Genomic DNA, 12395 nt, shown 5'->3' on the forward strand with positions numbered 1-12395 from the left:
ATTTGTCACTTCCATCCAGTCCCATATTAACCTTTAACCTTATTCTTTGCCAGGCAACCGTTAATTAGTTATCGAATTTGCCGTAGAATGCGTTGCGGTATACATCAGCAAGCTCGGATACCAGCGGCATTTTAGGATTGGCAGTAGTACATTGGTCTTCAAATGCACGGTCAGCCAGATAGTCTACACGGGATTCGAAGTCCTTAGGATCGAAACCAAGAGCCGAGAAGGATTCTTCGATACCGAGTTTTTTGTTCATGTCGCGGATTGCATTGATCAGGCTGGTTACGCCTTCTTCGGTAGTGCGTGCAGGCAATCCCAGAATACGGGCGATTTCTGCGTACCGTTCGTCAGCTACAAAGTGCGAATATTTAGGGAACGAAGCGAACTTCGTAGGTTTCTTGGCATTGTAACGGATGACATGCGGCATCAGGATCGCATTGGTACGGCCGTGTGCAGTGTGATACTGTCCGCCCCATTTGTGTGCCAAGCTGTGGTTAATCCCCAGGAATGCGTTGGCAAAGGCCATACCGGCAAGCGTCGAAGCATTGTGCATTTTCTCACGGGCCAGCTTGTCACCTTGCAGTGCGGATTTCTCCAGCCACTGGAACACCAGTTGGATGGCTTTGATTGCCAGACCATCGGTATAGTCACTGGCCATTACAGATACATAAGCTTCGATAGCATGTGTCAATACGTCCATTCCTGTATCGGCAACTGCAGTCTTAGGCAAGCTGTAGACAAACTCAGGGTCAATAATTGCTACGTCTGGAGTCAGCTCATAGTCAGCGAGCGGATACTTGGTATTATTGCCTGTTGTCTTGTCTGTGATAACTGCGAACGATGTTACTTCAGAACCTGTACCCGAAGTGGTTGGAATGGCAACGAATTTCGCTTTGTTGCCGAGCTTAGGGAATTTGTATACCCGTTTGCGGATATCCATGAACTTCTGTTTCAGGCCGTTGAAGTCTGCATCCGGATGTTCGTAGAACAGCCACATGCCCTTGGCAGCATCCATTGGGGAACCACCGCCGAGTGCGATGATGCAGTCCGGCTGGAATCTGTTCATCATAGCTGTACCTTTTTCTACAGTAGTAGTCGATGGATCCGGTTCAACTTCCGAGAACACTTCGATCGCTACAGGAGTCTGGCGCTGACGCAGATAGTGCTCAACTCTTTCAACATATCCCAGTTTAACCATTACAGGGTCAGTGATGATAGCAACGCGTGTGATATCAGGCATTTTGGCCAGGTACTGAGTGGCTCCCTTTTCGAAGTAAATCTTGTCAGGTACTTTAAACCATTGCATATTCACGGTACGACGATTCACCCTTTTCACGTTGATCAGATTGATTGCAGTGACGTTCTGCGATACCGAGTTGCGTCCGTAAGATCCGCAGCCCAGTGTCAATGAAGGGATATTAGTGTTGTAAATGTCGCCGATTGCGCCGTGTGTGGATGGCGAGTTGACGAGAATACGTCCGGTCTGCAGACGGTTGGAGAACTTCATGATTACTTCTTCGTTGTTGGAATGGATAGCCGAGCTGTGGCCCATGCCGCCAAATTCAACGATTTGAGCTGCGCGCTCGATACCCTGGTCAGCATTCTTCACTTTGTAGCAAGCCAGAACCGGGCTCAGCTTCTCAGCGGACAATGGATATTTAGTACCTACACCTTCAAGCTCAGCTACCAGGATCTTCGTTCCGGCAGGAACCTGAATACCGCACATTTCAGCGATCTTCACAGCGGATTGGCCAACGATAGCCGGGTTAACTGCACATTTCTCTACGTTCATTGCGCCGCTGGTCAGCTTAGCTGCTTCTTCTTTGTTCACAAAGTAACAGCCGTTTGCAATCATTTTCTTTTTCACTTGATCGAAGATAGCTTCTTCAATGATAACTGCCTGCTCGGAAGCACAGATCATACCATTATCAAAAGTCTTCGACAGGATAAGGTCTGTTACAGCCTGATCAATATCAGCACTCTTCTCAATGAAGGCAGGCACGTTACCAGGACCTACGCCGAGTGCCGGTTTGCCGCAGCTGTAAGCTGCCTTGACCATTGCCGATCCGCCGGTTGCCAGAATCAGTGCAACGTCCGGATTGTTCATCAGTGCGTTTGTTTTGTCCATCGTAGGAAGCTCAATCCATTGGATGAAGTTCTCAGGTGCGCCTGCTGCTACGCCTGCATCATGCAGAATTTTGGCTGCTGCCGCACTGCACTCTTGCGCTGACGGGTGGAAACCGAATATAATAGGGTTACGTGTCTTAGCGGAAATCAAAGCTTTAAACATCGTGGTGGATGTTGGATTGGTTACCGGTGTGATACCCATAATGATTCCGACTGGTTCAGCAATCTTCTGGAAGCTGTCATAAGCGTTATCCTCAATAACGCCTACAGTCTTGTCGTACTTAATACCGTGCCAGATATATTCAGTGGAGAAGATGTTCTTTGTAATTTTGTCTTCGTATACTCCGCGTCCTGTTTCTTCAACAGCCAGTTTTGCCAGGTACATATGCTTGTCGAGTCCGGCCAGCGCCATTGCATGAACGATTGTGTTTGTCTGCTCTTGATCCAGGCCCATGAACGCTTCGTGGGCTTTCTTTGCTTTATCCACCAAAACCTGAATATACTCTTCAGCGGTGGTTTGTTTCACTTGGGCGGCGACTTCGTTTTTAACTGCCATCTCCCTCGTCCTCCTGTCAATTTTTAGGTTGTTTCTTTCTATACATTTATCTTAGCACATCCTTTTCACCTTGTATAGTGAAATCTTTCACAAAGTATAAAGTTTTTTTTGAGTTGTTTTCAAAGCGCTTTCATTCGATCATATACTAGTGTTTTTACCATATTATATGTAATATTTAATTGAAATTTGTCTATTCTGCGAACGCAATACGATAGTCTGCAGCGTTGATAGCCCATCTTGCCTTGCAATGCCGGTTGGGCTTCGGGAATTTTGCTCATGAATGCCAAGCTATCACTTCGGTTCATCCGTCGCTCTTCTACAGACTCACTCTGACGATGAATATAAATATAAATTTCTGCCAAGTGGAAACGGCTTTGCCGTCCTTTTAAAGGACGGTACCGTTTCAGCGAGAAATAGAAGGATAAGTTATCGTGTGCAACCTATAAATTCTTATATTTTTATAAAAAAAGAGACAGCATCTCTGCTGTCCCCCCCTTATTCATCTCTTCCCCTAAGTCTAGAAAGAGACATCCCAGGCTACTCCACCTTAATGGTATCGAAAAATTTCTTCTGTACGGTTGCGGCTGCTGCATCAAGCTGGGCCTTGGAGTCCGTGCCTTCCTTGGCGAACAGCTCCTGAATGACATTGGACATGGTTGCATAGTAGTCCTGGGTATTGTACTGCGCCTCAGGTTTGCCGTCGAGCAGAGCCATAATATCTGTATTGTATTGATAGACAATATCAGAGTATTTGTCATACACTGCTTTGGTCTTCTTGCCGAAGTCGGAATCGGCAGCATAGTAATCAAGAAGCGGCGGAATGAAGTATTTGCCGTCCGCCTTGCGCTGCTGCAGAATGGCATCGAGCGCTTCCAGACCTTTATCCGAGAAATAGTCGAAGGTAATATAACGGAAGGCCATCTCCTGCTCATCCTTGCTGGCATTAGGGTTGATGACCAGATAGTCGCCGCCGAGAACACCGGTATGCTTGCCGCCCTTCTCAGCCGCAGGCATTGGATAGGTCAGCACATCCTCAGGCTTGAACCCGCCCTGGTTAAGCGCCTGTTCAATGACTCCGTCAGATCCGGCCATTACCATCGCGGTACGGCCCTGCTGGAAGGCACCTACAGCATCGCCCCAGCCGAGCGCCCAATCCTGGGGAACCGCTTTGGCTTCCCATCTCAGCTTTTTATAGAAGTCCAGCGCTTTAACACCAGCTTCGGAATTGAAGGTGGCCACCACCTTGCCGCCCTCAATCTTCTGAATCTCCCCGCCTGCTTCGAACAGGAAGTTGGTCCAGTTCCAGCCGGCTTCGTTGCCTTTGCCCATCGGGGCAATGCCGGAGATACCTTTCTTGGGATCGGCCACTCCTTTGGCTGTGTTCAGCATGTCGTCCCAGGTCCAATCCATTGGAGGTACGGCTACACCTTTGTCATCCAGCATCTTCTTGTTGATCATTGTTGTAGTGACGTAACCCTTCTGGGTAACTCCATACACCTTGCCGTCAATGATGAACTGGTTCTGCAGCACAGGATTGATCTGATCCTTGAACTCATAATTGTTCCACAGATCGGTGATGTCAGCTACCCAGCCCTTCTCAATCAGGAATTTGGCTTCGGTGGCATACGTGTTGAAGAAGGTCGGCGCTTCATTCGCTGCCATCTTCACTCCGATCTCGCTTACATTATACTGCCAGTCGTCCTTGACGATCTCCACGTTCGGATAGACTTCCTGGAACCGCTTGATTTTGTCATCCTCCTGCGCTCTCACCTCGGTCAGGTCCGGCGTAGGATAGTGGATTTTGATTGTTACCTTTCTCTGGGTGATATCGTCAGCCGGTGCTGCAGACGGAGTGGCTGACTCTTCCGCCGCCTTGGTTGCTGCTGGTGCAGGTGTCGCTTCTCCCCCGTCAGCCGCCGGCTTGTTGCCGTTATTATTGCCGCCGCAAGCGGACAATAAGGTCCCCGTGACCAGGAGACAGGCGAATACGCTGGAAACTTTACGCATGGTAACTCCCCTTTTCCATATCATAATGAGCTTACAAATTCATCTTAAAAGAGAAACCGTTTACAAACGAGGTGTATTTATATTCCCTTCATGTGCAGGAGTACGATCTCTACCGGACCTCATCCTTCCTGCTCAGCCTTTGACCGCAGACAATGAAACTCCGCGCATAATGAACTTCTGGAAGACCAGGAATACCAGGATCGGCGGCAGAGAGACAATGAACAGAATTGCGAATTTGATGTTCGTATTCAGCGCTTTTACATTGATAACGTACTTATAGATAGCGGTAGCGAGCGTATACTTCTCCTCACTGTGCATGACCAGCGACGGCCAGAACCAGTCATTCCAGGCTGTGGAGAAGATGAAGATCGCCAGTGTTGCAAAAATCGGAATCGACAGCGGCACCGCGATGGTGAAGAAGCTTCTCGGCTCCGAGGCCCCGTCCATCCGCGCGGCTTCCAGAATCTCAGGATGAATCCCGTCGAAGAAATTCTTAAGCAGCAGGAAGAAGAACGTGTTCGCGCCTGCCGGCAGCCAGAAGGCCGCATATTGATTGAGCAGGCCCAGCTCCTTCAGATTGACAAAGTTCGGAATCATATAGCTCGTAGCCGGAATGAACAGTGTCATCAGGAAGAAGAAATAGAAGGCCTTGCGGTAAGGCACATTCATCCGTGAGATACTGAAGGACGCGAGTCCCAGTACAATTAGCGTGGCGACCATATTCCCTGCAAAAATATACAGGGTGTTCCGCAGAAACATAGCCAGATCGATATAATCCAGCGCATCCTTCAGATTACCGAAATGCCATTCCTGCGGAAAAAAATGCGGCGGAAAGGAATTGACCTCGATATTCGACTTTAGACCGTTGAACATCGTCATGAGGATGGGATACAGCATGCTGAATATCATCAGGACAATGAACAGCACCATAATTCCGTAGACCACCCTATTGCTGGTCTTTTTCAGGTCATGCTCCGAGAGAATACCTCTGTCTGCGCTCTTCATTCTAGTTGTCCTCCTTGTTAAGCTTGAACTGTAGAATGCCCAAACCGCCCAGAACAACAAACATCAGCATCCCCAGCGCAGTCGCCGTACCATAATCCAGTCTGGTAAAAGCATACTTCACAATAAGCAGCGCATACGTCAGCGTAGCATTGTTCGGCCCCCCGTCCAGCAAGGCCAGCTGTGACTGGTAGCCCTGAGAGGTGGCAATCACCTGAAGAATCAGCATCAGCAGAATCAGATTGCGCAGCGAAGGCAGGGTGATGTGGCGGATACGGGCCCAGACTCCGGCTCCGTCAATCTCGGCGGCTTCATACCAGTCCCGGGGAATACTTAACACCGCAGCAAGATAGATCAGCATCCCCGAGCCGAACTGCTGCCAGGTCTCCATGAAGACCAGCGAGATCATCGACCACCGGGTATCGGTCAGGAAGGCGATCTGCTCCGCTCCGGTGCTGCCAATTACGGCATTTATCGGTCCAACCGGATCATACAGCCAGCGCCACAGCCCGTATAGGACTACAGCAGGCATGACATATGGCAAATACGCAGCAACGCGCACGAATCCGCCGAATTTCCGCAGCTCGGAGATGGCAATGGCAAAGGCAATCGGAACCCAGAAGCCGATCACCAGGCAGAGCAGCATATAGTACAAGGTGTTTTTGACAGCAATCAGTACATCGGGGTCAGTAAGGGCCCTGGCATAATTGTCCAGGCCGACGAAGGTATTCCCTTTGACGAAATCAACGGTGTAGAAGCTGTACAGGAACCCTTTGAAGATAGGCACCCACATAAACATAATGAAGATAATCAATGCGGGGACAAGAAACATCACGCCCCAATAATTCTTTTTCCAGCGGTTCTGCTTGTACGGCTTGCTCTCCAGCTCCGCTGGAAGGTGATCATGTAACGCAGCAGACTGATTCATTCCGGCTCCCTCATTCCTGTCGTCTTTCAGCACTTTATGGGAAAGCGCCTCCTGTCTTCATTGTAGGAAATGAGGGAGAGACTTAACATGTCTATATCTATGGCAATCGTAAGCGTTCTTACTTCTTCAGTTCGCTGGGGCTGAGTCCAAAGTATTTTTTGAAAATTTTGCTGAAATGCTCCGGCGACTCGTATCCTACCCGCTCCGCAATCTCATACCGCCGCAGATCGGTGTTCATAATCATCTCCCGGCTGTCCTCCATCCGCAGCTTAATGACATATTCCCAGAGGTTATAGCCTGTATTCTTCTTGAACAGATAGCTCAGGTAATTAGGGCTGACATGATTCTTCTTCGCTACTTCATGGATCGTCAGACCCTTCTGGGCGTAATTCCCGTCAATGTATTCCTTCGCCTTCTGAACGATCAGATTGCTATGCGTATGCAGTTCCTCGGGTGACGGATCAGCAGCATAGTTGTTCCAGTTGAAATCCCCATAATAGAACACATAATGATCGGCATGCTCGTTGTTCCAGAGGATCGCCTTCGAGGCTTGCCGGTTCAGCACATCCATGAAGCTCAGCCCCTTCAGAATCTGGCTGATGCCGATGACAGCCCGGAGCTGCAAATAGCGGTTAATATTGTAATGGAGGCTGCGGCCCAGCACCTCCAGGCGGCTCAGCTGGCCGGTGGATGGCTCCTCGTAGCTCTGCTCATCCCACTGAATCAACACGGTAATCTCCCCGTCCGGCGAATAGAACGCGGTAGAATTCCATTCCTGGTCGAGCAGTTCCTTGGCAATATTCAAGGCAGCGTAACGCAGCAGGCTATGATCGTGGGTAGTGTACCTCTGCTCCGGCCGGTCTTGCGGCAGGGGAAGCTTGATTTTGATCACCGCAAAAAACGGCCCCTGCAGCTTCAGCTCATCCAGCTTGCGCCGCTTCTCCTCTGCCCCCAGCACCGCCGCAGTCTCCGTAAGCAGGCTGTTCAGCAGCTCGCTGTACTCGGGAAGCGGCTCCTCCAGGCGGAAGCGGTCTGCATTCCCATCCATATAAGTGGCCAGCTCCGGCGACGGTCTATTCATCTTCAGAACGACACTGCGTACCGAATCCAGGAACTGCTCACTGTTCAGCGGCTTGATCAGATAGTCTCTCGCCCCCAGCCGGACGGCCATCTGGGCATACTGAAAGGTCTCATGCGCAGAGATAACGATCGTCTGCATCCAGGGCCTGGTCATTTTGGCATGCTGCATCAGTTCGATCCCGCTCATAGCCCCCATCTGGATATCGGTCACAAGCAGATCAATCTCCTCCATACGGATACAATCCAGTGCCTCATACCCGCTGCCTGCCGTATAGATATGGTCAATATCCAGCCCGGAAGCAGCCAGCAGACTGCTCAGTCCTTTGCAAATGAGCGGCTCATCATCAACAACAAGTATATTGAACACCGTATTCTCTCCTCTACTCTATAGTCTCTGACTTCGGAAGGATCACACTTACTATCGTGCCTCCGCACTCGCGCGGTCTGTAGCTGATCCCGTAATCCCCGCCGAAGTGCAGTTGCACACGCTGATGGATATTGCGGATACCGTAGCCGTTCACCGGGTTCGGGCTGTCATCATTGAGTATCTGTTCGATAGCCTTATAATCGACCTGCTTATAACCGTTATCCTCAATGGTAATCCGAATCCGGCCATCCTCCAGCACAGAGGTAATAATGATTTCGCCGTCCTCCTCCATATGCTTAACCCCGTGGATAATCGCATTCTCGATCAGGGGCTGCAGCGTGATCTTGGGGATCAGATTCCTGGTCGTCCCGGGAGCAATATTCCAGATAACGGCGAACACATAATCATGCCGGTGCTGCTGGAGCTTGATGTAGGCACCGGCATGCTCAAGCTCCTCTTCGAGCGTGATCAGCTCCCGGCCCCGGCTTAAGCTGATCTTCATCAGCTTGGATAATTCCTTGATCATTTCCGCGGATTCCACGTTGCCTTCGAGCGAGCTTTTCCAATAAATACTCTCCAGGGTGTTGTACAGCAGATGCGGGTTGATCTGCTGATAGAGCAGCTGCAGCTGCGATTCCTTCTGCTTCAGCTCCATCTGGTATTTGTACATAATCAGGCTGTTGAGCCTGCGGGCCATATCATACGTGGCGTTAATCAGCACACTGACCTCATCGTTGCTTCCTCTGCGGGGAGTCTCGGGCACACGGTTGCCCGGCTCATACTTACGCACAAAAAAAGCCAGCTTCTGCAAAGGGGTCATCAGCGAACGCCAGAAGTAGGTAATGATGATCAGTCCGAACAGCGCGTAGGCCACTGTTATGTATTGAATGACGCGTTTCATTTCGTTTTGCTGCTGGAGCAGGGATTTGACGGGTACCTTGTAGACCAGCTTTTGCTCAAAGGCATGATTGTTGTTCACCACATAGATGAAGTCATCAGTGATAATATCCTCGGTTCCCTCCGGATCTCCCGCCTCCGAGCCGTCCGGCAGAACGATCACCTCTCCGGTTGAATTCGTGGTGGAGGCCAATACACGGTTGCTCATATCCGTCAGATAGATTTCCCCGTCCGGCAGTGAGATGGACCTTAGCGATTCACCGATCTTCGATTCCATCTTGGTCACCACCAGCACGCCGAGCGTTCCTTCCCCCCGGTAGATATTATTGACAGCCCTGACATAAGTGAGCGTCTTCAGATCTTCGGCCTGCGGACTCAGCTTCTCGGTGAACATCAGGGTACCGCGGCCTTTCTGCTGCACCACCTGTTCAAACCAGTACGGCTGTTCCTCTTTGGAGAAAAAATAAACCCCCGCCTTCTTCACCTGCGGAAAATTGGGAGCGAAAAAGTAGTAGTTATCTGGATCATATACGTACAGCGAGTAGTAAATGCCGTCCCCCCGCTCCGCTCCCTGCGAATAGCTGCCGAGCAGCTTCTCGATGGTCTCATAACGTTCCACCCGCTCCAGCACCGTATCATTCCCGCTCATATTGAGCTGCTGCAGGACCGGATTCTGGATGACGGTGGTCGTTATTTTATTCACCGTATCGATGTCTCTGTTAATGATGGCGAAATTCTGCTTGTTCAGCTCCACATAGGCATTGGTCACATGGCGCTTCAGAATCTCCTCTGCCTTGTAGTTGCCGTAGCTGTTCAGAATCAGAATAGGCGTAATCATAATCAGGAACAGCAGAATCAACTGCTGCTTAACACTGAGCCTGACAATGGGTTTCACAAGCATGGACAACATCTGGATTCACCTCCAGTTTTAATAATATAACAAACGTATAAGCGCTTACACAGGTTTATTTCAAAGTTCTTTATGTCCATTTGTATGGAGTTTCTTACCCAAGTAAAAACCAGCCCTCACACGAACATCCCGCGTTGGACTGGTTTTATAGTGCTTCATCCTGAGCACATTGAGCCGGACGGCTTATGCTAGCTGTAATTCTTCCTCTACTGTTCTCAAAAAAGCAAGCACAGCAGCAATCATCTGCTCCAGCCCCTGTTGTTCAATCGGAAAATGACCTGCACCCTCTAAAATCACAGATTCTTTTCTGCTTTTAAGATGGTCATAAAATGGTCTGCTGAAGCGGTAAGGAGTCATAGGGTCTAATTGAGGATGAACCCGAACCCTTGTTCATGAATATGTAGTTCCTTTCCACGCTTCCTCGCTTAGGGAACAGGAATTTCTTTTTCCATTATAAAATCATCCATAACAAATCCATTGCCGATATCCGCCATTTGTCCCCGTAGGGTCCGGAAGCCTTTTTTCTTATATACTGCAATACTGGATTCGTTATCACGATTGACTGTCAGCCAGATATGAGTCAGATTACGGTCCTGACACAACTTCTCCAGGAAGGCCAACGCTTGGCTGGCATAGCTGCGCCCCCTGTACTCCTTACTGATATAAAACTTGCTCAAAAAGAGCTTCCCTTCCTCTTCTCTGGCCGACATATATCCGGCTGTGGAGCCTTCGCCGTTATGGATCAAGTAATATTCGTAGCCCTGATGATGGATCTGATCCGTTATCGCGGGAACCGATTGGAACTTTCCAATCATGTAATCAATCTGCGCGACGGTAATAATGGAGACATAATGTTCGTGCCATATTTCTGCTGCCAACCGGGCAACCTCAGCAGTTTCTTCCGCTGTATTCACTTGTGAAAATCTAAGCTCCATAATATGTACCTGCCTTTCCTGAGTCTCTCGTATCACGCTATCCTTGGACACGGACATCGAAGCAGAAGTTCACGCTCTGGTATACCCGTTCAATTGCAGCCAGGAGGCACAGGCATCCGTCCAGGTCTTGGTGTGCGGCTCTTCAGGGGCTAAGCCCAGACCGTGTACACCGTGCGCATAGATATGCAGATCGAATGGAACCTTATGACGGCTAAGACCTGCGGCGAACAGCAGGCTGTTCTCCACCGGGACATAATCATCATCAGAGGTATGCCAAAGGAACGTTGGCGGCGTGTCCGGGGTTACCTGGAACTCGCTGCTGAGCTTAAGCGACAGCTCCGCATCAGGAATGGCTCCCAGCAGATTCTCCTTCGAGCCTTGATGTGTGACCCCTTCGGTCATCGAGATAACCGGGTAGCATAGAATCAGGCGGTCAGGACGGCTGGACAGCCGCTCCAATGGCTCCGGGTGATCAGGATTACCGAGATCATAAGATACCCCTGCGGTAGAAGCGAGATGTCCGCCTGCCGAGAAGCCCAGAATGCCGAGCCGAGCCGGGTCAATGCCGAATACGTCCGCGCGGAAGCGGATCGTACGCAGCGCCCGCTGCGCATCCTGAAGCGCACTCGGGTATTGATAGGGCGCTACACGATAGCGCAATACGAAGGCGGAGATGCCCAGTGTATTCAGCCACTGCGCCACGGGCCCTCCCTCATGATCGGCACGCATAGCGTACCCACCTCCCGGACAGACCAGCACAGCAGCATTCCCCTTGCCTTCTACTAAATACGGTATAATCGCAGGCTGATCCTCTTCGCTGGTTCCCAGTGCTCCAGGCGCCCCTTCAGGCCATAGCAACAACGTTTCCATCATCATCCCTCAAGCTTTCCTTCTATAATAGAATAGATAATAGAGGAAAAAAGTTCCTCAAGAGCCATTCTATCAAGCCCTTACAATTCATGCAATCCGGATATCACCAGATCCGCTGCCTCCAGCACTTCAGCCTTCCCGATACCGACCACCTGCATTCCTGCCGCCTTGCCGGCGGCTACTCCAGCCTCAGCATCCTCGAACACCACACAGTCCTGCGGCTCCAGCCCCAGCTCCCGGCAGGCAGACTGGAACACCTCAGGGTCCGGCTTAGCCCGGGCTACCTTATTGCCGTCAATAACAACGTCGAACAGCTCCGCAATATTCAGCTTCTCCAGTATGAATTCCGCATTCTTACTCGCAGAGCCAAGGGCAATAGCCACGCCGCGTGCTCTGAGCGCATTCAGATAGGCTCTGACTCCAGGCAGCAGCTCTGATTCATCCAGACCTGAGATATATTCTACATAAAGGCGGTTCTTCTTCTCCGCCATCGCCAGCTTCTCTGCTTCGCTGTATTCAAGGCCGCCAATCTCTAGAAGAATATCCAGGGATCTCATCCGGCTGACGCCCTTGAGCCGCTCATTGTCCTGTTCGGTGAACGGGAAGCCCAGCTCCCCGGCGAGCGAGCGCCAGGACAGATAATGATACTTCGCCGTGTCTACAATCACGCCATCCAGATCGAAGATAGCGCCCTTCATATGCTCCAGCATCAT

The 12395-nt window shown here is 50.4% G+C and carries 9 protein-coding genes; all 9 read right to left on the reverse strand.

Annotation, left to right across the window (positions count from 1 at the left end):
• Positions 1-64: 64 nt before the first annotated feature.
• The gene (gene adhE, locus NST26_RS21735) at positions 65-2686 is read right to left on the reverse strand and encodes a bifunctional acetaldehyde-CoA/alcohol dehydrogenase (RefSeq protein ID WP_036731873.1); all 2622 of its coding nucleotides are present in this window, start codon (positions 2684-2686) and stop codon (positions 65-67) included.
• Positions 2687-3223: 537 nt separating this feature from the next.
• Positions 3224-4693: an ABC transporter substrate-binding protein gene (locus NST26_RS21740; protein WP_340979769.1), complete on the reverse strand. Its 1470-nt coding sequence runs from the start codon at positions 4691-4693 to the stop codon at positions 3224-3226.
• A 132-nt stretch (positions 4694-4825) separates the two neighbouring features.
• On the reverse strand, positions 4826-5698 hold the full coding sequence (locus tag NST26_RS21745) for a carbohydrate ABC transporter permease (RefSeq protein WP_209871219.1): 873 nt from the start codon (positions 5696-5698) through the stop codon (positions 4826-4828).
• 1 nt (position 5699) lies between these two features.
• Positions 5700-6527, reverse strand: a complete 828-nt coding sequence (locus NST26_RS21750) for a carbohydrate ABC transporter permease (protein WP_155991687.1) — start codon at positions 6525-6527, stop codon at positions 5700-5702.
• A 214-nt stretch (positions 6528-6741) separates the two neighbouring features.
• Positions 6742-8070, reverse strand: a complete 1329-nt coding sequence (locus NST26_RS21755) for a response regulator (protein WP_340979770.1) — start codon at positions 8068-8070, stop codon at positions 6742-6744.
• Positions 8071-8083: 13 nt separating this feature from the next.
• A complete protein-coding gene (locus NST26_RS21760) occupies positions 8084-9877 on the reverse strand; it encodes a cache domain-containing sensor histidine kinase (RefSeq protein WP_340979771.1) in 1794 nt (597 codons plus the stop codon).
• A gap of 425 nt (positions 9878-10302) precedes the next feature.
• A complete protein-coding gene (locus tag NST26_RS21765) occupies positions 10303-10812 on the reverse strand; it encodes a GNAT family N-acetyltransferase (protein WP_340979772.1) in 510 nt (169 codons plus the stop codon).
• Between the two features lie 69 nt (positions 10813-10881).
• Positions 10882-11682: an alpha/beta hydrolase gene (locus NST26_RS21770; protein ID WP_340980858.1), complete on the reverse strand. Its 801-nt coding sequence runs from the start codon at positions 11680-11682 to the stop codon at positions 10882-10884.
• 80 nt (positions 11683-11762) lie between these two features.
• Positions 11763-12392 carry a beta-phosphoglucomutase gene (gene pgmB, locus NST26_RS21775; RefSeq protein ID WP_340980859.1) on the reverse strand — a complete coding sequence of 210 codons (630 nt, stop codon included), beginning with the start codon at positions 12390-12392 and terminating at the stop codon, positions 11763-11765.
• Positions 12393-12395 lie beyond the last annotated feature (3 nt).

Source organism: Paenibacillus sp. FSL R7-0128 (genome assembly GCF_038002245.1).
In the GTDB taxonomy this organism is placed as follows: Bacteria; Bacillota; Bacilli; order Paenibacillales; family Paenibacillaceae; genus Paenibacillus_AQ; species Paenibacillus_AQ silagei.

Excerpts from the sequence above, each read along its gene's own strand:
- NST26_RS21770 (WP_340980858.1), bottom strand. The coding sequence starts at position 11,682 with ATGGAAACGTTGTTGCTATGGCCTGAAGGGGCGCCTGGAGCACTGGGA.
- NST26_RS21750 (WP_155991687.1), bottom strand. The coding sequence starts at position 6,527 with ATGTTTCTTGTCCCCGCATTGATTATCTTCATTATGTTTATGTGGGTG.
- NST26_RS21765 (WP_340979772.1), bottom strand. The coding sequence starts at position 10,812 with ATGGAGCTTAGATTTTCACAAGTGAATACAGCGGAAGAAACTGCTGAG.
- NST26_RS21740 (WP_340979769.1), bottom strand. The coding sequence starts at position 4,693 with ATGCGTAAAGTTTCCAGCGTATTCGCCTGTCTCCTGGTCACGGGGACC.
- pgmB (WP_340980859.1), bottom strand. The coding sequence starts at position 12,392 with ATGCTGGAGCATATGAAGGGCGCTATCTTCGATCTGGATGGCGTGATT.
- NST26_RS21745 (WP_209871219.1), bottom strand. The coding sequence starts at position 5,698 with ATGAAGAGCGCAGACAGAGGTATTCTCTCGGAGCATGACCTGAAAAAG.
- NST26_RS21760 (WP_340979771.1), bottom strand. The coding sequence starts at position 9,877 with ATGTTGTCCATGCTTGTGAAACCCATTGTCAGGCTCAGTGTTAAGCAG.
- adhE (WP_036731873.1), bottom strand. The coding sequence starts at position 2,686 with ATGGCAGTTAAAAACGAAGTCGCCGCCCAAGTGAAACAAACCACCGCT.